Origin of the sequence: Magnetospirillum sp. ME-1 (genome assembly GCF_002105535.1) — a bacterium.
Taxonomy (GTDB): Bacteria; Pseudomonadota; Alphaproteobacteria; order Rhodospirillales; family Magnetospirillaceae; genus Phaeospirillum.
In genome coordinates this window covers 549,424-571,894 of the sequence record NZ_CP015848.1, presented here as the reverse complement: position 1 = coordinate 571,894, position 22,471 = coordinate 549,424, and the positions used below count along the sequence as shown (strand labels likewise).

At 67.6% G+C, this 22,471-nt stretch carries 18 protein-coding genes and 1 tRNA gene; 9 read left to right on the top strand and 10 right to left on the bottom strand.

Annotated elements, in window-relative coordinates:
- Positions 1 to 8: 8 nt before the first annotated feature.
- From WV31_RS02560 to WV31_RS02550, 3 genes are read right to left on the bottom strand one after another with little or no spacing between them, the layout of a single operon-like run.
- Positions 9 to 1,952, bottom strand: a complete 1,944-nt coding sequence (locus WV31_RS02560) for a hypothetical protein (RefSeq protein ID WP_085372128.1) — start codon at positions 1,950 to 1,952, stop codon at positions 9 to 11.
- A complete protein-coding gene (locus WV31_RS02555; protein ID WP_145980714.1) occupies positions 1,949 to 2,776 on the bottom strand; it encodes an alpha/beta hydrolase in 828 nt (275 codons plus the stop codon). Before WV31_RS02555 ends, WV31_RS02560 begins: the two co-directional genes overlap by 4 nt.
- Before the next feature lie 42 nt (positions 2,777 to 2,818).
- Entirely contained in the window at positions 2,819 to 3,859 is a 1,041-nt protein-coding gene (locus WV31_RS02550) for an autotransporter outer membrane beta-barrel domain-containing protein (RefSeq protein WP_085372126.1), read from the bottom strand.
- Positions 3,860 to 4,188: 329 nt separating this feature from the next.
- Here WV31_RS02550 and WV31_RS02545 point away from each other — a divergent pair, with 329 nt between their 5' ends.
- Positions 4,189 to 4,875, top strand: a complete 687-nt coding sequence (locus WV31_RS02545) for a hypothetical protein (protein ID WP_145980713.1) — start codon at positions 4,189 to 4,191, stop codon at positions 4,873 to 4,875.
- Positions 4,876 to 4,906: 31 nt separating this feature from the next.
- Positions 4,907 to 5,167 (top strand): hypothetical protein, encoded by a 261-nt coding sequence (locus WV31_RS02540; RefSeq protein ID WP_085372124.1) that lies wholly within the window; start codon positions 4,907 to 4,909, stop codon positions 5,165 to 5,167.
- A gap of 15 nt (positions 5,168 to 5,182) precedes the next feature.
- On the opposite strand, the gene pseI is transcribed toward WV31_RS02540, so the two are convergent.
- Positions 5,183 to 6,229, bottom strand: coding sequence for a pseudaminic acid synthase (pseI, locus tag WV31_RS02535; RefSeq protein ID WP_085372123.1), 1,047 nt, complete (start codon positions 6,227 to 6,229; stop codon positions 5,183 to 5,185).
- Entirely contained in the window at positions 6,226 to 7,215 is a 990-nt protein-coding gene (pseG, locus tag WV31_RS02530; RefSeq protein WP_085372122.1) for a UDP-2,4-diacetamido-2,4,6-trideoxy-beta-L-altropyranose hydrolase, read from the bottom strand. Before pseG ends, pseI begins: the two co-directional genes overlap by 4 nt.
- Before the next feature lie 146 nt (positions 7,216 to 7,361).
- On the opposite strand from pseG, the gene pseB reads away from it, so the two are divergent.
- From pseB to WV31_RS02515, 3 genes are read left to right on the top strand one after another with little or no spacing between them, the layout of a single operon-like run.
- Positions 7,362 to 8,390 carry a UDP-N-acetylglucosamine 4,6-dehydratase (inverting) gene (gene pseB, locus WV31_RS02525; RefSeq protein WP_085375430.1) on the top strand — a complete coding sequence of 343 codons (1,029 nt, stop codon included), beginning with the start codon at positions 7,362 to 7,364 and terminating at the stop codon, positions 8,388 to 8,390.
- Positions 8,387 to 9,583, top strand: a complete 1,197-nt coding sequence (gene pseC, locus WV31_RS02520; RefSeq protein ID WP_085372121.1) for a UDP-4-amino-4,6-dideoxy-N-acetyl-beta-L-altrosamine transaminase — start codon at positions 8,387 to 8,389, stop codon at positions 9,581 to 9,583. The genes pseB and pseC overlap by 4 nt, the downstream gene beginning before the upstream one ends.
- On the top strand, positions 9,580 to 10,326 hold the full coding sequence (locus WV31_RS02515; RefSeq protein WP_085372120.1) for a cytidylyltransferase domain-containing protein: 747 nt from the start codon (positions 9,580 to 9,582) through the stop codon (positions 10,324 to 10,326). Before pseC ends, WV31_RS02515 begins: the two co-directional genes overlap by 4 nt.
- A 9-nt stretch (positions 10,327 to 10,335) precedes the next feature.
- Here WV31_RS02515 and WV31_RS02510 read toward each other — a convergent pair whose 3' ends face one another.
- The 3 genes from WV31_RS02510 to WV31_RS02500 all read right to left on the bottom strand — a co-directional run bounded on the left by WV31_RS02510 (position 10,336) and on the right by WV31_RS02500 (position 13,789).
- Positions 10,336 to 11,103: an alpha/beta hydrolase gene (locus WV31_RS02510; RefSeq protein WP_085372119.1), complete on the bottom strand. Its 768-nt coding sequence runs from the start codon at positions 11,101 to 11,103 to the stop codon at positions 10,336 to 10,338.
- Between the two features lie 88 nt (positions 11,104 to 11,191).
- Complete coding sequence (locus tag WV31_RS02505; protein ID WP_085375429.1) at positions 11,192 to 13,474, bottom strand: NADP-dependent malic enzyme; 2,283 nt, start codon at positions 13,472 to 13,474, stop codon at positions 11,192 to 11,194.
- Positions 13,475 to 13,702: 228 nt separating this feature from the next.
- Positions 13,703 to 13,789: transfer RNA gene (locus WV31_RS02500), tRNA-Leu, on the bottom strand.
- A gap of 77 nt (positions 13,790 to 13,866) precedes the next feature.
- Between WV31_RS02500 and lipB the strand changes: the two genes are divergently transcribed.
- Positions 13,867 to 14,520, top strand: coding sequence for a lipoyl(octanoyl) transferase LipB (lipB, locus tag WV31_RS02495; RefSeq protein WP_257788795.1), 654 nt, complete (start codon positions 13,867 to 13,869; stop codon positions 14,518 to 14,520).
- Between the two features lie 5 nt (positions 14,521 to 14,525).
- Here the strand turns inward: lipB and WV31_RS02490 are convergent, their stop codons facing one another.
- Positions 14,526 to 16,013: a CoA transferase gene (locus WV31_RS02490; protein ID WP_085372117.1), complete on the bottom strand. Its 1,488-nt coding sequence runs from the start codon at positions 16,011 to 16,013 to the stop codon at positions 14,526 to 14,528.
- 215 nt (positions 16,014 to 16,228) lie between these two features.
- Positions 16,229 to 16,786 (bottom strand): hypothetical protein, encoded by a 558-nt coding sequence (locus tag WV31_RS02485; RefSeq protein WP_237051460.1) that lies wholly within the window; start codon positions 16,784 to 16,786, stop codon positions 16,229 to 16,231.
- A 154-nt stretch (positions 16,787 to 16,940) separates the two neighbouring features.
- On the opposite strand from WV31_RS02485, the gene WV31_RS02480 reads away from it, so the two are divergent.
- The 3 genes from WV31_RS02480 (at position 16,941) to WV31_RS02470 (ending at position 22,371) form a co-directional block, all read left to right on the top strand.
- Entirely contained in the window at positions 16,941 to 19,223 is a 2,283-nt protein-coding gene (locus tag WV31_RS02480) for an ATP-dependent helicase (RefSeq protein WP_085372116.1), read from the top strand.
- 136 nt (positions 19,224 to 19,359) lie between these two features.
- On the top strand, positions 19,360 to 20,259 hold the full coding sequence (locus WV31_RS02475; RefSeq protein ID WP_085372115.1) for a 50S ribosomal protein L11 methyltransferase: 900 nt from the start codon (positions 19,360 to 19,362) through the stop codon (positions 20,257 to 20,259).
- Positions 20,260 to 20,364: 105 nt separating this feature from the next.
- The gene (locus WV31_RS02470; RefSeq protein WP_085372114.1) at positions 20,365 to 22,371 is read left to right on the top strand and encodes a methyl-accepting chemotaxis protein; all 2,007 of its coding nucleotides are present in this window, start codon (positions 20,365 to 20,367) and stop codon (positions 22,369 to 22,371) included.
- Positions 22,372 to 22,471 lie beyond the last annotated feature (100 nt).

The window sequence follows — 22,471 nt, the reverse complement described above, 5'->3', positions numbered from 1 at the left end:
CCGCCTCCTCAATTCATCGGGCCGCCAGCCGCCTTGATCTGCGTCTTCAATGGAGCGGGAATCATCACGAACCGCTCGATTCCCGCCGCCAGCGCGGCCCGCAGCCGCCGCAACCCGGCCTCGAACGTCTCGGGGCGGCCGATCATCACGCTGCCCGAGTACCATAAGGCGACGGGATCGTCCGGGGAAAGGTGCCGGCGGATGAACGCCATCAAGTCCTGCTCCTGTCCCTGGGCCAGCAGGGCTCCGAGATAGGGGGGCGCCAGGTCGCTCCGTCTTGGCGCCATGGACAGGGTGCGGGCCAGCCCGTCGCCAAGCCCCGAGACCAGCTCCTTGCGCAGTTCTCCCGCTTCGGCCGGCCAGGCTGCGGCCAGCAGGTCGGAGCGGATGATGGTCGCTTCCACCGCGAACGGCGCCCCGTCCCGGGCTTGAGCCATGGCGTCGATGGAGCAAAGGGCGGCTTTCAATCGCTGGGCTTCCAGGGGTAAGGCACTCGGGTCCTGCAGGGCGTCTTCCAGGCGGTGCCATTGCATCTGGACCAGCCAGACGGCGTGAATCCGGGCATATCCGCCCATGATCGGCGCGCAGGCCGGCCGCGGGTCGGCGAATTCCCGCCGCCCTTCCATGGCCCGCAGCCATTGGGCCACCGAGGTGACGGCCAGAAGCGCCGCCAGTGCCGAAACCCCGGCCCGCAGACGCCATGCCGCCCGCCCCCGACGCCGCGGAGTGGTGACGAGGCCCAGGGCGATGCCGAATGCCGGTACGGAGGTGGGAAGCTGGAACCACATGGACGCCAGAACCGCCAGGGCCACGGCGAAGCCGGCCGCCGCCGGCCGCCGCCGCCGGGGGGCCTGATGAGCCGCCAGTCCCAGCAGGCCAAGCCAGCCCAGGGCGGCGGGCAGGCCGCCGGCCAGCGCCGCTTCGATCACTTCGTTATGGGTGTGGAAGTCGTTACGGTGGGCCGCGTCCCAGAACAGGAATTCCTCGCTGGCATCGGGCTGGAGGGCCACGCCGTCGAGGGTCATGGACCGGGCCAGGGCCACGTCGAAGCTCCCCCAGCCCAGGCCGGTGGCCAGAATCCCCGGGGACTGGGCGATTTCCGCTCCCACCACCCGGGTCATGTTGGCGCGCGACACCACGGTGTCCCTCACCGACTTGTGAAAGTCGCGAAGCGCCTGGTAGCTGCCGAAGCCGACGATGCCCGCCGTGACGCCGAGCGCGGCCAGGACGGGAAGCAGCGCCGCCACCCGCCGCCCCTGCGGCCGATGGCCGAGCCATGCGGCCAGCCCCATGGCGCCACCGCCGGCCAGAACGGCAATCACCGATGTCCGGTTGCCGCACAGGGCAAGAAGCGCCAGCAGGCCGAGGGTCGCGGCGATGGACGACCCCAGGCGCGGCCGTGACGACATGAGCACCGCCCAGGCGAAAAGGGCGTTATAGGCCCCAATCTCCTTGAAATGCTGGGGGCGCCAGTCCATGGGAGCCCAGCGGTTGAGGGCCACGATCATGATTGCGGCCGAAACCGCCCCCGCCGCCACCAGGGCCAGGGGGCCGTGGCGGCGGCGGAGATTGGCGGCGCCGGCGGCAAAGGCCGCCGTGGTCAGCAGCCAGCCGATTCCGTGCCCGCTTTGCGGGGTTCCCAGCCAGGAGGAGGCCGGCGCCAGGGCGAACGGCAGGGTGAGGACGGACCATCCGGCAAGGCAGACAAGCAGCAGGGCGATGGCGCCAATCCGGAGCCGGCGTGACGTCCGCACCGCCAGAATTGCGGCGACAAGGGCCGCCAAGGCGGCGTTGGCGGCGCTTACCGGTTCGGACTGGAACCAGATGCCGATGCCGGCCAGGGGGCGAAGGGCGAGCAGGAAGGTGAATTGGCTGACGGTCAGGACAACGGCAAGAAACCAGTCATCGGGCGATGCCGCCGGGCGCGCCGCCGGAATGCAGGATTGGGTCACGGTGCCTCCCGGCCGAGAATGTCCTGGCGCAGCCGCGTCACCAGGCCGGGCCAATGGTCCACATAACAGCATTCGTGATCGGAATCGACCGCGACGACGGCGAATGGCGCATCGGCCGACAAGGTCCTGCCATAGGAGGCGACCACCGAGCGGGGAACCACATCATCGCGCAGTCCCACCACATGCCGCTGGCGCGTTCGCGAAAGCGCCTCCGAGCAGCATCGGGCGGGATCCCGGGAATTTGCCAGGGGGTCCACGTCATGGTGCCGGACCCAGGCGGCAAGGTCGAGCGGAGCCGCAACGGTGATCAGGCCGGCGACGTCCGGCCGCCCGGCCGCGATCAGTGCCGCCATGACGCCGCCGCCCGAATAGCCGACCATAAGGATGCGTTCGGTGCCGTGGCGGCGCTTCAGATCATCGATGGCGCGGTTGGTGGCCTCGATCGCCCGATCCGAAAACCGCCCGCCGGTCCAGGCATCGACGGAACAGGCCGGGCTTTTGACGTACTGGCAGGGACGCGCCAGATAGGCGACGGCCGTTGACGGGTCGGCGACGGCCAGGCCCAGGCCGATGGGATTGCGCGGAGTGGGATCGGCCGATGGCGTGAAGCGGTTCCGCCACGCCAGCCCGTCGCCTTCCACATAAATGGTGAGAAGCCCGGCCGGCCGGGCCGGGGCGACAAAGGCCTGAATCGGGAAGGTGGGACCGGCCAGGATCTGGCCGGAAAGCCCCTTTTCGGCGGCAAGCCGCCGTGCCACCTCGTCGCGCCCGGCAAACGGACCGGAAGAGCAGGCGGCCAGCAGGGAAAAAAAAGAGACGGCCAAACCGAGTTTGACCGTCTCCCGTTTCAGATCCATCGACTTTTGTTAGAAGTCGAACCGGATGTTGGCGATGACGTTGATCTGGGTCAGGTTGGAGTCGCCCAGCGGGGTCGAGGCTTCGATGGTGCCGACGGCCACATCGCCCAGATACAGGACGGTACCGGCCTGCGCCAGGAAGTCGGTCTTGGCGCTGGCGGCGCCGAGCCACTTGCGGCCGGTGCCTCCCACATAGGGCTCGACCATGCCCAGGTTGTAACCGACCTTACCGCCCAGATTGACGAGGCCGATATTGGTGGTCAGGGCGGCATTCTGGACGCCGTTGCTCTCGGCGTAGGCCTTCTTCTCTTCAGAGGCCCACAGACCGCCGAACTTGGCGGAGAAGCGCCAGGCATCCTCGCTCCACACGCCGTTCAGGTTGGCGGCGGCGAAATAGCGGTCGGCCGTGGTGTTGCCGGTGATCTTGGTGCTCACCAGGGGGTCGAGGCGGTCAACCTTGTAGTTGAGGGAGGAGTAGCCGCCGCTCACATCCACGCTGTAGTTCTTGGTGAACTTGTACAGGGCATAGGGAGCGAGGGTCCAGCCATCGGCCCACAGATTGCCGTGGTTGTAGGTGGTCTTCAGCTTGGTGTCTTCATAGCCGCCGGCCAGGCCGATCATCAGCTTTTCGGTCAGCTTGTAGTCCACGCCGCCCATGCCGGTCCACACGGCGCCATCGAACTCTTCGCCGGTCTTGGCATAGCGGATGTTGGAGTATCCGGCATTCAGCCACACGCCGACGCCGAGATCCTTGGAGCCGCCCGACAGGCCACCCTTCAGCGGGCCATTGGACGCGGTCTTCGCCGTGGCGCCCGTGAAGCTGCCGATACGCTGGGCGATCAGGCCGGCGGTCTGGGTGGAGGTCGCCTTCAGGGTTTCGACCGCGGTCACCTGGGTCGAGGACTTATTGGAATTGGACGAGCACTGGCTGTAGGTGGTGCTGTAGCCGGCCGCGGTACAAGCCTGCTGCGCGCCGCCGGCAACGGCTCCACGTGCACCCAGCGCCATCACGGCCGCTACGACGACGGCGCCAATAATGCGGAACTGCATGCGATCCCCCTTCACTGATCTCTATCTGATGGATAAACACATGGTTACCTGCTACCACGCTGCCGGTGAACGGGCAAGTTCACCGTTCCGCCCCCTGCATATATCGCCTGAACATACCAAGTGGGTGTTGCATGTTGGCCACAGTCGGTGCAGGAGCTTCCCGCCTCACCCCATCCCGTCGCTCGGTACTGGTGGGGCTCGCGGCCTGCATGGCGCTGTCCGTTGGCCGCTTGCGGGCCGAACCAGCCGATGTGATTCGGCTGCCCCGCCCGATTCTTCACGACGGCGCGAAGCAGGCATTCCTGGCCTGGGGATATACGCCTTTTTCCATGGACATGGCCCATTCACCCGCCTATGGCGGGAGCGACACTTTCCTGATCCGTTCGGACGGGGCGGGGCGGCCGGCAAGCCCCGAGGAAAGACAGGCCGGACGCCGCCTGGAGGCCCGCGCCCGACGCTTGGGCGCTGATGGAGGCGTTGTGGCGCTGCTGCGTCTGGTCCATGGCGAGCATCTGCGCAACGGCGCATCGCCGCCGGCCCTGACCGCGCTGTCCGAGTCCGATGTGCTGGTCAATCTGGCGGCCCGGAACACCGCCTGCGGCGATGTGGCGCTGGCTTTGTCCATCCTGCTGAATCGGGCGGGATATCGAACCCGCGTGCTGCTGCTCGCCACCGGTCCCGAGCGTCTGGGGCGGGCCGACCACGTCACCATGGAAGTCTTCTCGCCCGAACTGCGGCGGTGGGTCCTGCTGGAAGGCTTGCTGGGCCAGGGAATCGTGCCGGGAGGCATCTCCCGCACCCCGGCGGGGGGGCTGCTGGACCTGCTGGCCGACCCCTCGGCCATGGAGGCGTTGAATGCCGCCCATGGCCAACGATATTATACGGACAAGACCTGTTTCGCGACCATTCTGCCCGATCCGGACTATACCCATCCGCTGGAGGTTCTGTGGGCGCCGACGGTCGAAAGCGCCCGCCAGTTTCTTGCGCAACGCTTCGGCATGGCGCCTGGCGAGTGACGGGGCGGGCGAGCTTGAACAGGAGAGTGAAATGCGCCTGATGATTCTGGCGGTGCTGTTGCTGGGCGCCGGCACGGCCTACGCCCAGTCGCCCATGGGCAATGTCAGCCGGACCCTTACCGAGAATGCCGTCCGCACCACGACGGGGGCCACCAATCAGAACGCGACCCAGGGGACGCAGGCCGGAAACGCTCCGACGGCGGATGCGAAGCCCGTGGTCAGCGAGGAGTTGCGCAAGGAGGCCGCTCCTGCGGGACCGGCCGCGGCAGTTCCCGGCGCAGACAGGAAATAGGCCGCCGCCCGCATCCTATTCGATCATCGACCAGTCGAAGGCGGTGCCGCGCGGCACCGTCTTTCGCGCCTTGCGGCCCAGGATCTCGGGCAGGAATTTCGGCTCCAGCCCATAGCCGGGGCGGATGGAGCGCACCTTGTTCTCGGTGATGACGTCGCCGGGGTGGAGGTCTTCCACCACATAGAGCGAGCGGCGGAACACCTTGGAGCCCTGCTCGCAATCGGCCAGGGCGTAGGAGATGCGCCCGCGCGCCACCCAGGCGGCGCGGCAATCCCGCACCAGCTGGGCCAGCTCGTCCGGCTCCAGCGAGAAGTGGGAATCCAGGCCGCCATCGGCGCGCCTGAGCGTGAAATGCTTCTCGATGACGCAGGCGCCCAGCGCCACCGCCGCCACCGCCACCGCCGTGCCCTGGGTGTGGTCCGACAGACCCACCGGCACGCCGAAGGCCTGGGCCATGTGGGGGATGGTGGCGAGATTGGCGTCCTCGGTGGGGGCGGGGTACGAGCTGATGCAGTGAAGCAGCACCAGCTCGCCGTTTCCCGCCCGGCGCACCGTCTCCACCGTGGCGGCGATGTCGCCCAATCCGGCCATGCCGGTGGACACGATGATCGGCTTGCCCTTGGACGCCGCGTGGGACACCAGGCCGGGATCGGCCATCTCGAAGCTGGCGATCTTGAAGGCGGGAGCGTCGAGACCGGCCAGGAAGTCCACCGCCGCCTTGTCGAAGGGCGAGGAAAAGACGATCAGCCCCAGTTCCTTGCCGCGCTCGAACAGCTTGGGGTGCCAGTCCCAGGGGGTCTGGGCCTCGGCATACAGGTCATAGAGCTTGCGTCCGCCCCAGGGGCCGCCCTCGATGACGAAATCGGGGCGGTCGCAATCGATGGTGATGGCGTCGGGCTTCAGGGTCTGCAGCTTCACCGCGTCGGCCCCCGCCTTGGCCGCCGCCTCCAGCAGGTCCAGGGCGCGGCCCAGGTCGCCGTTATGGTTGGCGCTCATCTCGGCGATGATGAAGGGGGGGTGGTCGGGGCCGATGGCCCGGCCGGCGATGGAAATGTCGGTCATCGGCGCAGCTCTTTCAGCGAGGGAAGGCGGATCAGGGCATCGGCGATGCGCGCCGCGCCCCGGCCGTCGCACAAGGCGGCGGCGCAACGGGAGAGGGATTGCAGGGCGGCCGGATCGGCGGCCAGGCCGCGCAATTGCCCGGCGATGGTGTCGGGGGCGGCGGCCAGCGCGGCGCCCGACTGGATGACCAGCCGGGCGATGTCCTTCTGGTTGTCGGCGATGACCAGCATCAGGGAGGGCAGCCCCAGGCAGCAGCGCTCCCAGGTGGTGGTCCCGGCGGCGCCGATGGCGAGGTCGGCTTCCGCCATCAGCCCGGCCATGTCGCTCACCCCCACCAGAACCTGCGTCTTCTTCATGGCCGCCGCCTTGGCGCGCACCGCGTCCAGGTGCGGGGCCTTGGCCCCCATCACCACGTCCACCGCCAGATCCGGTCCGGCCTCGGCGACGGCATCCAGTACCCGGCCGGTGACGTCGTCGGGATCGGTGCCGCCCAGGGTGATCAGCAGGCGCTTCAGGCCGCCGTCCCTGCGCGCCAGCGACGCCTCGCGGGCGGCCGCGAATTGGGGACGCAGCAGGGCGTAGCCGGCTCCGGCCAGGGTGATGCAGGTGACGGGAACCAGTCCCCGGTACTCCTCAGGCACACGGCCATGGGTCTGGTCCAGCAGCAGGTCGCAGTGATGGCGGCGGTTGGGCAGGTCGTCGATGGCCATCACCGCGCTGGTCTGGCTGCGCACCAGCGCCTCGTAGGCGGCATCCAGGCCGTAATGGTCGATGACGGCCAGGGCGGCGCCATAGGGCAGCTTTTCCGGTGGCAAAACGGGATAGGGCAGGGCGGGGACCAGATCCTGCGTTCCGGCCGCCGAGACGAAGACGCATTCGGCGCCCCGCCCGCTCATCTCGTCGGCCAGGGTCAGGCAGCGCATGACGTGGCCGGTGCCGATGGCCACCGTGGCGTCGCAGCGGAACAGGATCGTGGGCTTGGTCACGGGCCGGGTGTCCTGGGACAGTGTCGGTGAAAGTATAGGCGGGGCGGGGCTGGGGGGCAAACGAAGCTCTCGCCCCTCCCTTGTCGCGGGCAAGGCTGCGTGCCATGATCCGGCAAAGCCTTCATTGCCGCCTTAAGGAGCATCCCTTGACCGCGTCCAAATACTACGACATCGACCTCGACCTGGACGGCAAGTCCATCCTGGTGACCGGGGGCACCGGCTCGTTCGGCAAGAAGTTCGTGCGTACGGTCTTGGAGCGTTACAACCCGCACCGCCTGATCATCTTCTCGCGCGATGAGCTCAAGCAGTTCGAGATGGCCCAGACCTTCGATCCGGCCCAGCATCGCTGCCTGCGCTACTTCCTGGGCGACGTGCGCGACGCCGAGCGCCTGCGCATGGCCATGCGCGAGGTGGACGTGGTGGTGCATGCCGCCGCCTTGAAGCAGGTGCCGGCGGCCGAGTACAACCCCTTCGAATTCGTCCGCACCAACATCCTGGGCGCCGAAAACGTGGTGCAGGCGGCCCTGGCCAACAAGGTGGGCCACGTCATTGCGCTGTCCACCGACAAGGCCATGAGCCCCATCAACCTCTACGGCGCCACCAAGCTGGCCTCGGACAAGATCTTCGTCGCCGCCAACAACCTGTCGGGTTCGGTGGGAACCAGGTTCGCGGTGGTGCGCTACGGCAACGTGGTGGGATCGCGCGGCTCCGTCGTGCCGTTCTTCCACAAGCTGATCAAGGAAGGCGCCACCGAGCTGCCCATCACCGATTCCCGCATGACCCGTTTCTGGATCACGCTGGAGCAGGGCGTGGATTTCGTGCTGTCGTGCCTGGACAAGATGCAGGGCGGCGAGACCTACATCCCCAAGATCCCCTCCATGCGCATGACCGATCTGGCCGAGGCCATGGGGCCGGGCCTGCCGCACAAGATCATCGGCATCCGTCCGGGCGAGAAGATCCACGAGGTGATGATCACCGAGGATTACGCCCGCAACACGGTGGAACTGCCCGACCGCTACATTATCCAGCCGGTCTTCGCCTTCTGGACCACCGAGCACCTGATCGACGCCGGCGCCAAGGTGGTGCCCGACGATTTCCGCTACGGCTCGGACAACAACACCGACTGGATGGATGGGCCCCGGCTCCACGAGATGCTGTCGGGCCTCGAACTGTGACGGAAGGCGGCTTCCTTCCCTATTGCCGCCACGTGGTGGATGACGACGACATCGCCGCCGTGGCGGCGGTGATGAAGGGCGACATCCTGACCACCGGTCCGGCGGTGGCCGCCTTCGAGGATGCCCTGGCCAAGGTGGTGGGCGCGAGGCATGCCGTGGTCTGCGCCAACGGCACCGCCGCTTTGCATCTGGCGGTGATGGCGTTGGGGATCGGTCCCGGCGACGCGGTGCTGGTGCCCGCCCAGACCTTCGCCGCCACCGGCAATTGCGCCCGCTATGTGGGGGCCGAGGTGGTGCTGACCGACGTGGACCCCGACAGCGGCCTGATGCGCGCCCAGGATCTGGAAGCGGCCATCGCGGCCCATCCGGGCAAGCGCTTCCGGTCGGTGCATCCGGTCCATCTCAACGGCCAGTCGGCGGACATGCCGGGTCTGGCCGCCGTAGCGCGCCGGCACGGCCTGGCCATCATCGAGGATTGCTGCCACGCGCTCGGCACCATTGCCGCCGATGGCACGGTGATTGGTGATTGCCGCCATGGTGAGATGAACGTCTTCTCCTTTCATCCGGCCAAGACCATCGCCATGGGCGAAGGGGGGGCGATCACCACCAACGACGACGCCCTGGCCTCGCGGCTGCGGCTGCTGCGCAGCCACGGCATCACGCGGGATTCGTCGATTTTCGTGGATGCCGAGGGCGGCTTCGACGCCCAGGGCGCGCCCAATCCCTGGTATTACGAGATGCAGGATCTGGGCTTCAACTACCGGGCCTGCGACATCCAGTGCGCACTGGGCAGCAGTCAGCTGGCCAAGCTGCCCCGCTTCGCCGAGGCGCGCCGCCGGCTGGTGCGCCATTACCGCGAGAAGCTCCTGCCGCTGGCTCCCAAGGTGAAGCCCATCACGCTGTCGGGCGGCGACGCCGTCTGGCACCTGTCGGTGGCGCTGATCGACTTCGCCGCCTGCAACACCACGCGGGCCGAGGTGATGAACGCGCTGAAGGCCAGGGGCATCGGCACCCAGGTCAATTATATCCCCATGCACAAGCTGCCCTATTACCGCTCGCTGCTGGGCGAGGTCAGCCTGCCCGGCGCGGAAGAGTATTACCGCCGCTGCCTGTCCCTGCCGCTGTCGGCGGCCATGACAGAGGCCGATGTGGACCGGGTGGTGGACACCCTGCGCGAGGTGCTGGGGCTGTGACCACCGCAATGATCGTCCAGGCCCGCATGGGGTCGACCCGCCTTCCCGGCAAGATTCTGATGCCGTTGGGCGGCATGACGGCGCTCGCCCAGTGCCTGCGCCGCTGTGCCGCCATTCCCGGAATCGACAAGGTGGTCTGCGCCGTTCCCTACGGCGATTCCGAGCAGCCCGTGGTCGACGAGGCGGAGCGCTGCGGCGCCCTGGTGGCGCGTGGGCCGTCCGACGATGTCTTGAAGCGCCACCGCATCGCTGCCGAACTGGCCGGGGCCGACATCGCCATGCGTGTGACCAGCGACTGTCCCCTGGTTGACCCCGAGTTATGCGGTCGCCTTCTGGCCAAGCTCAAGGCCGAGGGACTGGATTATTGCTGCAACAACATGCCTCATTCCTGGCCGCACGGTCTGGACGCCGAGGTGTTCTCCGTCAAGGCCCTGGTCGAGGCAGACGAACGGGCCACGGATCCCTTTGACCGCGAGCACGCCACTCCCTGGCTGCGTCGCGCGCCCCATCTGAAGCGTGGCAATATCGCCTGTCCTCACGGGGACCTGTCCCATGAATGCCGGTGGACGGTGGACTATCCCGAGGATTACGACTTCCTGGTCGCGCTGTTCGCCCGATTGCCGCCGGAAATCGTATCGACCGAGCGGGTGCTGTCGGTTCTGGCCGCGGAACCGGCCTTGGCCGAGATCAACGCCGTGCGCCGGGGCATGCGGGCGGGCGGCAAGCCGGTCAAGGCAGATTGAGCGGCGGCGTCAGTGGGCGGCGATGAACCGGTCCACCGCCCGATAGGCCGCCTCCTCGCTCTCATTGTACATGTGATAGCCCGCGTGACAGGGATCGCCCCGTCCCGCCGTGCCGCCCTCGACCCAGACGAAATCCACGTCCGTCTTGCCCCCCGCACGCAAGGACTGGTGGAGGTCGATGTCGCCGGCGGGATCGGCCTTGGAACAGCTATCCTGGCGGTGGTGCAGGAACAGGATGGGGAGCCCCACGTCGGCACTGACCTTCACTCCCACACGCGATGAACTGAAGACGGCACCGGCCACCAATTCCCGTCGGGTGCGAAGGAATTCGGCGACGCTGATGGCCCCGTTACTGTGGCCGAACAGCCAGACCGGCTTGCCGAAGCGCTGATGGTAGAAGCGGACCACGCTTTCGATTCGCTGCTGATGGTCGCCGCTGAGACGCGAGACGGGGAAGGTGCGATCCGTCGGCAAGGCATAGGGGTTGTCGAAGATGACAACGTGCAGTTGGCCGGAGGTCAGCGCGGAATCGGCAAGGGGCCCGAAGGTCTTGCCGTAGAAGCCGCCCAGGCTTGTCCGGTCCGGCTGCAATCCGATATGGCCTTCGCCGCCGGGGATCATGACAAGCACGGCCTTGGCCTGCGGAGATTCCCAAAGGAACGTCTGGGTCGCAGCATCCGAGCCATCCCCTGTCGGAACGGCGATCACTTCGGCCCCGGCCGGGCCGGGCGATGCCAGGATCAGGGCAAGGGCAAGCAGGAGTCGGGAAAACCGCATGCGCCGGTCCTTCCAAAAAGAATGGCCCCGGACGCTTCGTTGGAAGCGCCCGGGGCCATCATCGCACAATTCCCTGGTGGGAAGCTGACTACCGCGTTCTACCCGCGTACATCTGGGCGTCCACCGCCGCCAGCGCGGTGATGTTGACGATGTTGCGCACGGTGGCTGACGGCGTGAGGATGTGAGCCGGCTGGGCGATGCCCATCAGGATCGGTCCCACCGAGAGCGCATCGCCCGCCACCTTCAGCAGGTTGAACGAGATGTTGGCGGCGTCCAGCGTCGGCATGACCAGCAGGTTGGCCGCGCCCTTCAGCTTGGAATTGGGGAAGATGCGGGTGCGGATTTCCTCGGACAGGGCGGCGTCGCCGTGCATCTCGCCCTCGGCCTCCAGATAGGGGGCTTTTTCCCGCAGCAGGGCCAGGGCATCGCGCTGGCGCTGGGCCGAGGCGGTGGAGCGGTTGCCGAAATTGGCATGCGACAGGAAGGCGACCTTGGGCTCGATGCCGAAGCGCCGAACCTCTTCCGAGGCCAGCAGGGTCATGTCACAGATCTGTTCCGGCGTCGGTTCCGGCGTCACGTAGGTGTCGCAGATGAAGAAGGTGCCGGCCGGCATGATCAACAGGTTCATGGCCGCCGGCACCTTGACGCCGTCGCGGGTGCCGATGACGTTGAGGATGTGGGACAGATGCTTGTCGTAGCGGCCGATGGTGCCGCAGACCATGGCGTCCACTTCCTTGCGCTTCAGCATCAGGGTGCCGATCACCGTGTTGCGGGTGCGCACCACGGTCCGCGCGTATTCGGGGCTGACGCCCTGGCGCTCCATGATGGAGTGGTACAGGCGCCAGTACTCGTTGAAGCGCGGATCGTCGTCGGGGTCGCACAGATCGAAATCGGCGTCGATGCGAAGCCGCAGGTCCAGGTCCTGGATGCGCTTCTCCACCACCTCGCGCCGGCCGATCAGCACGGGCCGGGCCAGACCTTCGTCCACCACGGTCTGCACGGCGTGCAGCACCCGGCGGCCTTCGCCCTCGCAATAGACGACGCGGCGCATGTCCTGGCGCGCCCGGTCGAACACCGGCTTCATCACCAGGCCGGAGCGGAACACGAACTGGTTCAGCCGGTCCATGTAGACGTCGAAATCGATGATGGGGCGGCGCGCCACGCCGGATTCCATGGCCGCCTTGGCAACCGCCGGGGCGATCTTCAGGATCAGGCGGGAATCGAACGGCTTGGGGATCAGGTATTCGGGGCCGAAGGTCAAGGGCGCGGTGCCGTAGGCGGCGCGCACCCGCTCGTCCGACTCGGCCATGGCGAGGTTGGCGAGCGCATAGACGCAGGCCAGCTTCATGGCGTCGTTGATCTCGGTGGCGCCCACGTCCAGGGCGCCGCGGAAGATGTAGGGGAAGACCAGGACGTTGTTGACCTGGTTGGGATAATCCGAGCGGCCCGTGGCGATGATGGCGTCGGGGCGCACCGACTTGACCTCGTCGGGCAGGATTTCCGGGGTGGGGTTGGCCAGGGCGAAGACGATGGGCTTTTGCGCCATCTTGTCGACCATCTCGCCGGTCAGCACGCGCGGCGCCGACAGACCCAGGAAGATGTCGGCGCCCTCGATGACCTCGGCGAGCGTCCGCATGTCGGTCTTCTTGGCGTAGACCGACTTGTACTCGTCCATCAGTTCGGTGCGGCCCTCGTAGACCACGCCCTTGATGTCGGTGACCCAGACGTTCTCGCGCTTGACGCCCAGCTTGCACAGCAGGTTGAGGCAGGCCAGGGCGGCGGCGCCGGCGCCCGAGGCCACCAGCTTGACGTCGCCGATATTCTTGCCCACCACCCGCAGGGCGTTGACCATGGCGGCGCCCACCACGATGGCGGTGCCGTGCTGGTCGTCGTGCATCACCGGAATCTTCACCCGCTCCTGCAGCTTGCGCTCCACCTCGAAGCACTCGGGGGCCTTGATGTCTTCCAGGTTGATGGCGCCGAAGGTGGGCTCCATGGCGGCGATGATGTCCACCAGCTTGTCGGGGTCCAGTTCGGCCAGTTCCATGTCGAACACGTCGATGCCGGCGAACTTCTTGAACAGGACGCCCTTGCCCTCCATCACCGGCTTGGCGGCCAGCGGGCCGATGGGGCCGAGACCCAGCACGGCGGTGCCGTTGGTCACCACGGCCACCAGGTTGCCGCGCGCCGTCACGTCGGCGGCGCTGTCCTCGTCGGCGACGATCAGTTCGCAGGCGGCGGCCACGCCCGGCGAATAGGCCAGCGCCAGGTCGCGCTGGGTGGCCAGCGGCTTGGTGGGGGTGACGCTGATCTTACCGGGGGTGGGCAGGCGGTGGTATTCCAGCGCCGCGTCGCGCAACTCGTCGGACATGCTCATGGAACGGGGACCTTTGACGTAACGTTATTTCACTATGGGGGCGATACCATACCCGCTTGAGGCGGCAGAGCAAAGCCTCCGATGGGGTGAATTTCGGAAAACCACAGGAAATGCAATGGTATGGCGGTATGACCACTGCGTCCGGGCCGGGTTATAAAATTGCGTGAATGGCCTGAAACGACCAAGCCCGCCGGGATGGCCGGCGGGCTTGATGGTAAAGGATGGTGCGGCCAAGAAGACTCGAACTTCCACGGGTGTTACCCCACAAGCACCTCAAGCTTGCGCGTCTACCAGTTCCGCCATGGCCGCGTTTTCCGGTAGCCTCGAAGGGCTTGCCAACGAGGAGAGAGGGGAATACCAAATCACCTCGCCCGAATCAAGCGCGCATCCCGGAGTCCCAGATGAATTCTCCCGTCGAGTGGCGGATTTCCGATTCCCCCGTCGATTATCCCCTGGCGGTCGCCGCCATGGAGGAGCGGGTCGCCGCCATCCGGGCCGGCACGGCGCCCGAGCTGGTGTGGCTTCTGGAGCATCCGCCGCTCTACACGGCGGGGACCAGCGCCGACCCCAGGGATCTGGTCGATCCCGACCGCTTTCCGGTCTATGAGGCGGGGCGCGGCGGGCAGTACACCTATCACGGTCCCGGCCAGCGGGTGGCCTATGTGCTGCTGGACTTGAAGACGCGCGGCGCCGACGTCAGGGCCTATGTCTGCAATCTCGAGGAATGGATCATCCGTACCCTGGCGCGCTTCGTGGTCAAGGGCGAGCGGCGCCAGGGCCGTGTCGGCATCTGGGTGGACCGGGGAGGGGGGCGCGAGGACAAGATCGCCGCCATCGGCGTGCGGGTCCGTCACTGGGTGACCTTCCACGGCATCGCGCTGAATGTGGATCCCGACCTGTCCCATTTCGAAGGCATCGTGCCCTGCGGCATCCGCGAGCACGGCGTCACCTCGCTGTGGGACCTGGGCCTCACTCCCACCCTGGATGACGTGGATTGCGCCCTGATGGCCACCTTTCCCGAAGTGTTCGGGGAAGGGTAGGGGGATCAGGCCCGCGGCGCTGAGAAATCCACCGGCACCGCCGGCCCGTCGGGCAGGGACGGCATCAGCGGCCAGACCGGGTCGTGCGCCGCCATGGGCGGGCTTGCCCATTCCCAATAGGCCTTGGTCTCGCTGAAGCGGGCGACGGGCCCTAGGAAGCGTAGCCGGCCTTCCGGTGAATCGCGGGTGATCTGCAGGGCGCGGATGGTTTCGGGCGGCACGGTGATGCCGTCGGGCTTGGGGTTGATGCGGCCCAGGGACTGGACCCACATGGCGGTGCGGGCCAGCGAGACCCTGACGTGATAGCTGCCGCCCTCGGTGGCCCGGCGCAGCAGCGCCACCGCCATGCCATAGGCGGCCAGATACCCGGTGATGTAATCGTTGGGAATCACCGGGTTGACCTTGGGCTCGGCCAGGGTGCCATCGGCCACCGCCATGCCCGAGGCGGCCTGGGCCAGCTGTTCCCAGCCGCGGCGTTGGCTCCAGGGGCCGCCATGGCCATAGCAGTTGAGCGACATGCAGATGATGCCGGGGCGGATGCGGGCCGCCTCCTCGGGGGAGAAGCCCAGGCGGGCGATGGCGCCGGGGCGGTAGTTCTGGGCGAAGATATCCGCCTCGGACAGCAGGGCGCGCATGCGCATGGCCTCGGGCTCGCGCTTCAGGTCCATCACGGTGGACAGCTTGCCGTGGCCGGTGTCCAGGATGAAGGCGGGGATGATCGGCCGGTCCGGCGGACGGATGCGCAGCACCGTGGCGCCCTGCTCGGCCAGGGTGCGGGTGGCGGTGGGGCCGGCCAGGACGTCGGTGAGATCAAGCACGCGAACCCCCGACAGGGGGCGGGCGGCGGGACGGAACGGTTCCGGCGCACTGTCGCCGATGCGCTCGATGGTGACCACCGGCTGCCCGGCCAGCCAGGCGCCCTGGGGGTGGGCCAGCCATTCCTCCCGGCTGCGTCCCACGGTTCCGCACAGGCCGCGCTCGGCGATGGCGTCCTCGAGCTCGAAGGCGTCCCACTGGGCGACCTTGGCGCGGATGCGGTCCAGGCTGTTGGGGCAGTCCAGCAATTCCAGCAGGCCGTTGCGCAGATGGGGGTAGCCGGCATGGAGATGGATCGAGCGGCCGTCACGGGTGGGGTGGAAATTGGTCAGCGGATAGTTGATGTCGGTATAGGGCACGGTGTAGCCGCGCCGGGTCATCAACAGCACGGATTCCAGGGAGATGGCCGCCGCTCCCACATCGATGGCCACATCCTGCCGGCGGCCGGAGCGGCGGCGCCAGATTTCGGCGATGGCGGCGCCATGGGCGGCCAGGACCGCCGCCGCCGCCTCGCCCACCCGGTGGGTGGTGGGGAAATACGGGTCGCAGCCGCTGATGTCGATGGTGCCGCCGGGGCGCCCCTCCAGCCCGCCGAGACTCAGAAGCTCGTTGAGGGCGCCGGCGCTGGATGAAGGGCTGATCCTGGATATGGCGGCCGAGGAAAAACAACCATTCATAGTTCTATTCTCATAGCTCAACCTTTTAGATGCATGCCTAAAGATACACCTCCTTAGAAGGTGATGGAAGTGCGTATAAGTCATACTCTGTCGAGAAACATCACCATAAGATACAATGCGTATCCACATGGCCGCCGAAATGAGTCCCCGCAAGACTGATCCGCCGCCGGAGCGGACTGGGCCGCTCCGGTGATGTCTTTTCCGCCTCGGCCCGATCAGTAGGCGTAGCCGATCTTGAGCACGGTCAGCCAGTTGTCGGCGCTCGACGCGCCCCCCACCCGTTCGTCGCCGGCCCACTGATAGCGGCTTTCCAGGCCGACCATCAGCTGGCCCGCCGTGTAATAGGCGCTGGCGCCCAGTTGGGCCGTCCACATGTCGGGGCTGGGGCCGGTGTCGCTGCGGGTGAAGACCCAGCCCAGTCCCGGTCCGCCGCCGATCCACATGTTATCGATGATGGGGATCATGTAGTGCGGGTTGAATTCCAGGGTCTGGAGCTCGAGCCCGCCATGGTCGAAGCGGTTGTAGCTGAACTGGTCGCGAATCTTGCCGTAGGGCAGCTGGATCAGCGGATCGTCGATGGCGATCTCGAAGCCGCCGGCCAAGCCGCTGCCTGCCGCGGAATCGGGAACCAGCACGCCCATCTTGAGGGCTACGGTGGTGTTGGCGGACCAGCCGGGCTGGCTTGCGGCCGGCATGGCCCATTCGCCGCCCCAGGCGGGCAAGGCGATGGCCGTCAGGGCGAGGGTGGCGGCGATGAGAAGGCGTTTGCGCATGGCGGACCTCCCTGACTTGGGTGGAACGCGCTCTTAATGGATCGAGTCTGGGCCTTGGCCGCCCACGCTTCAATGAACCGCCTCACACGGCCGCATTGCAGGAATAGCGGGACAGGCGTTGCGCCGTCCGATGGCTTCGGCCACACTCCGCCCCATGTCAGATCCCTTCGCCCTTGACGACGAGGCGCCCTCCGCGCCGTCTTCCCCCCGTGCATCCGGTCCCCGGCCGGTGCCGCTGGACGCCCCTTGGCTGAAGGGGCTGAACCCCGAGCAGTTCCAGGCGGTGACCACCACCGATGGGCCGGTCCTGGTGCTGTCGGGGGCCGGTACCGGCAAGACCAAGGTGCTGACGTCGCGTCTGGCCCACATCCTGGCGTCGGGCCTGGCCCAGCCCTGGCAGTGTCTGGCGGTGACCTTCACCAACCGCGCGGCGCGCGAGATGAAGGAGCGGGTCGGCCAGTTGGTCGGCCCGGTGGCGGACGGCATCTGGCTGGGCACCTTCCACTCGCTGTGCCTGCGTATCCTCAGGTCCCATGCCGAGGCGGTGGGGCTGGCGGCCGACTTCACCGTGCTGGATGCGGACGACCAGATGCGGGTGTTGAAGCAGGTGATGGCCGACGCCCATGTGGACCCCAAGGCCACGCCGCCCCAGGGGCTGATGGCCACCATCCAGCGCTGGAAGGACCGGGCCGTTACCCCCGACAAGGCGGCCGCCGACGGGGGCGCCGAGGGGCAGGCCAAGGCCCTGTACCGCGCCTATCAGGAGCGGTTGAAGGCGCTCAATGCCTGCGATTTCGGCGATCTGCTGCTGCACGTGCTGACCGTGTTCCTGTCCGATGCCGAGGCGCTTTCCCGCTGGCAGGGGCGTTTCCGCTATCTGCTGGTGGACGAGTACCAGGACACCAACGTGGCCCAGTATCTGTGGCTGCGCCTGCTGGCCCAGACCCATCGCAACATCTGCTGCGTCGGCGACGACGACCAGTCCATCTATTCCTGGCGCGGCGCCGAGGTGGGCAACATCCTGCGCTTCGAGAAGGACTTTCCCGGGGCTCGTGTGGTGCGCCTGGAAAGCAACTACCGCTCGACCCCCCACATCCTGGCGGCGGCCTCGGCCCTGATCGCCAACAATGCCGGGCGGCTGGGCAAGACCCTGCGCCCCGGTCTGGCCCACGATCTGGACGCCATCGAGAAGATCCGCACCATGGCGGTGTGGGACGGCGAGGCCGAGGCCCGGCTGGTGGTCGACGAGATCGAGGCGCTGCAGCGCAGGGGCGAGACGCTTTCCTCCATGGCCATCCTGGTGCGCGCCGGCTTTCAGACCCGCGAGTTCGAGGAACGGCTGATCACCACCGGCATTCCCTATCGCGTCATCGGCGGACCGCGCTTCTACGAGCGGCTCGAGATCAGGGACGCCATGGCCTATCTGCGTCTGGTGGTCTCGGCCTCGGACGGGCTGGCCTTCGAGCGCATCGTCAATACCCCTAAGCGCGGCCTGGGCGAGGCCGCCATCCAGACCATCCACCTGGCGGCCCGCGCCGAGCAGGTGCCGCTCTTGGAGGCCGCCCGCCGACTGGCCGGCACCGACGAGCTGAAGCCCAAGCCGCGTCAGGCGCTGGCCAAGTTCGTCGAGGACGTGGACCGCTGGCGCTCGCTGCTGGATTCCATGCCCCACGCCGAACTGGCGGCCACCATTCTTGACGAATCCGGTTACGTGGACATGTGGAAGGCCGACAAGTCGGCCGACGCGCCCGGCCGGGTGGAGAACCTGAAGGAACTGGTGGCGGCGCTGGAAGAATACGATTCGCTTCCCAGCTTCCTCGAACACGTGGCCCTGGTCATGGAAAACGATTCCAAGGCCGAAGCCGACAGCGTGGTGATCATGACGCTGCACGGCGCCAAGGGCCTCGAATTCGATTCGGTGTTCCTGCCCGGCTGGGAGGAGGAGGTCTTCCCCCATATCCGCGCCTTGTCCGAATCCGGCACCAGCGGGCTGGAGGAGGAGCGCCGCCTGGCCTATGTGGGCCTGACGCGGGCCCGCAAGCGGGTGCTGGTCTCCTTCGCCGCCAACCGCCGCATCTACAACCAGTGGAAATCCCAGCTTCCCAGCCGCTTCGTCGAGGAACTGCCTGAATCCCATGTGGAACGCTCGGGCGAGCGCGGGCTGTACGGCGGCGGGCTGGCGGAATCCAAGGCGGCCTGGAACGATCCCGCCTGGAGCCGTGCCCGCTTCGGCCAGCCCCGCCCGGCCGCCGCCCCCACCGCCTGGAGCCAGCCCAAACCCCGCCAGAGCGAAGGCGGTTTCAAGCCGGGCCAACGGGTGTTCCACGACAAGTTCGGTACCGGCACCGTGCTGTCGCTGGACGGCAACAAACTGGAAATCGCCTTCGACAAGGCGGGGACCAAGAAGGTGCTCGACAGTTTCGTTTCGGCGGTGTAGCCGTTTCCAGCGCCCGTCATCCTGAACGAAGTGAAGGATCTCCGCTTGCTCCGGCGTTACCGCTGCGGGCAAGGCGGAGCAGAACGAGATCCCTCGGCTGCGCTCGGGATGACAGGATTACTGAAGAGAGACTGCCATGCCCCCCGTTTTCCCCGACATCTGGCGCCTGCGCCTCACCGTTTCCATGGAGACCCTCCCGGTGTTCGAGGAGGTGTTCGAGCGCCATGCCGAGGCGGTGACCATGTTCATGGAGGACCGCTCGGGCATCTCGGACGGCGAGTGCGACTGGTTCCTGGAAGGGTTCTCGCGCACGCCGCCCGACCGCGCCGCCATCGTCGCAGGCCTGTCGGCGGTGGCCGCCGCCAACGGCATCGACGTCCCGCCCCTGGGGATCGAGATGCTGCCCAACGTGGATTGGGTGCTGGAAAACCTGCGCGACTTCCCCCCCATCGCCGCCGGCCGTTTCTTCGTCCACGGCTCGCACTGGGACGGCAAGCCGCCGGTGGGAACCATCGGCATCGAGATCGACGCCGGCACCGCCTTCGGCTCGGGCGAGCACGCCACCACGCGCGGCTGCCTGCTGGCGCTGGACGCGCTGGGCAAGCAGCGCCGCCGCGCCAACGTGCTGGACCTGGGCTCGGGCTCGGGGATTCTGGGCATCGCGGCGGCCAAGCTGTGGGCGGCCAAGGTACTGTGTACCGATATCGACCCCTCGGCGGTCAAGGTGCTGGCCGGCAACGCCGCCAACAACGGCGTCGCGTCCCGCGTCACCGCCGTGGTCAGCGACGGCTACCGCAATCCGGCGGTGGGCGGGGGCAAGCCTTACGACCTGATCTTCGCCAACATCCTGGCCCGGCCGCTGTGCCGCTTCGCCCCCGACCTGGCCGCCCATCTGGCCCCCGGCGGGCTGGCGATCCTGTCGGGCCTGCTGGAGCGCCAGGAACGCATGGTCATGGCCAATCACGAGAAGCAGGGGCTGACCCTGCGGCGCCGGATTCTCATCGACGGCTGGGCCACCCTGGTCATCGGGCGCTAAGATCGGGTTCATACCTTAGACCGAGAGACATAGTGTCTATGACCTGAGAATCCGGCATAGGGCGACATACCTCTCCTCAGTGGCTTTCCTGTCGGGGAGGGGAACATGGGTGTGTTTCACCTGTCGCTGAAACTGCGGATTTTCGCTGCCGTCGGACTGGTCGGGGTTGCCGCCATCGCCATGGCCCTGGTGGGAATCCGCTCCATGGCCACCTATCACCAGCACGTGCTGGAGATGCAAGGCGCCTCCCAGCGGGCGGTCATCGGCGAGAAGATCAACGGCCTGATCAATGCCGTGGTGATGGACTCGCGCGGCATTTACATGAGCCGCGATGCCAAGGAGGTGGAGAAATACGCCCCTCCCGTGCTGAAGAACGTCGCCGAGATCAACCGCCTGATGGCCGAATGGGCCGCCCTGGTCCCCGCGGACGAGCGGGCCGCCTTCAAGCCGGCGATCGAGCATGCCGCCCAGTTCGCCGCCTTCCGCACCGAACTGGTGCGCCTGGGGCGCGAGGTCGGCGCGCCGGAAGCCAGGGCGTTCGGCGACAATGACGCCAACCGCGCCAACCGCCAGGCCTTGAACAAGCAGATCGAGATGCTGGCCGCCGCCAATGCCGCCCGGGTGGCGGACTTGGCCAAGGGCCTGGACGACTTCTACGAAAGCCGGCTGCAGGCCATGGTGTGGCTGGCGGTGCTGGGGCTGGCCGCCGGCATCGGCTGGGCGGCCTGGACCGCCTTCCGCCGGGTGTCGCAGCCCATCAACCGCCTGACCGGGACCATGCGGGACCTGGCGGGGGGAAATCTTTCCGTGGAGATCCCCTCGGTCGAGGCCCATGACGAACTGGGGGAAATGGCGCGCGCCGTCCGGGTGTTCCGCGACGCCATGCGCGCGGCGGAATCCATGCGCGCCGCCCAGGAGCGGGAGCGCGAGGCCGCCTTCACGGAACGCGTCGCGGCGTTGCAGAACATGGCCGAGACGGTGGAACTGGAGACCCGCGCCGCCGTGGAACAGGTGGCCAGCCAGACCGCGCTGATGGCCGACAATGCCGGGCAGATGGCGCAATCCGCCGGAGCGGTGGGCGGCAGCAGCCAAAGCGTCGCCGCCGCCGCCACCCAGGCATTGTCCAACGCCCAGACGGTGTCGGCCGCCGCCGAACAATTGTCGGCCTCCATCCATGGCATCGGCGAGCAGATCGCCACCGCCAACCGCGTCACCGGCGGGGCCGTCGTCGCCGCCGACAAGGCCCAGGACACCATCGCCCGCCTGTCGGCGGCGGTGAACCGCATCGGCGAGGTGGCCAGCCTGATCCAGAGCATTGCCAGCCAGACCAACCTGCTGGCGCTGAATGCCACCATCGAGGCGGCCAGGGCCGGCGAGGCCGGCAAGGGCTTCGCCGTGGTGGCGGGCGAGGTGAAGAACCTCGCCAACCAGACCGCCAAGGCCACCGAGGAAATCTCGTCCCAGATCGGCGAGGTCCAGGCCAGCACCGCCGAGGCCGTCGCCTCGGTGGGCGAGATCACCGGGGCCATCCAGGAGGTGGAAGGAGTCTCGGTCAGCGTGGCCGAAGCCATCCGCCAGCAGAACGCCGCCACCCAGGAGATCGCCCGCAACATCACCCAGACCACCCGCGCCGCCCAGGAGGTGGCCCAGCGCATCGCCGAGGTCTCGGAGGAGGCGGGCGCCACCGGCGAGCGCGCCGCCCGGGTCAACGCCATCTCGCTGGACGTGGCCCGCTCCATCGAGTCCCTGAAGAGCGTCATCGTCCGGGTGGTGCGCACCGCCACCAAGGAGGTGGACCGCCGCAATGTGCCGCGCTACGCCCTGGGCATCAAGGGATCCGTCGATCTCGGCGGCCAGGAGGTGCCGGTGGTGTTCGACGAGGTGTCCGAGCAGGGGCTGACCATTCAGGGTGATGTCTGCCCGGTGGGCAAGGGCATGCGCGTCAAGGTGCGCATCGAGGGCTGCTCGGTGGCGCTGTCCATGGTCGGCCGCGAATGCGAGAACGGCCGCCTGCACGGCAATCTCGAACTCAGCCCCGATGTGGAAGGACGCTGGCAGGCGGAGTTCCAGCGCCTGATCTCGGGGCGCCAACCCATCCGGGAAGCCGCCTGACGGAGCGGAAGATAGCGTCAGCCTTCGCCCCAATCGGCCATGTTTCGTCGCGTTTTGTGGAAAAGTTGGACATGCGCGGTCTTGATGAGTATCAAGAGCG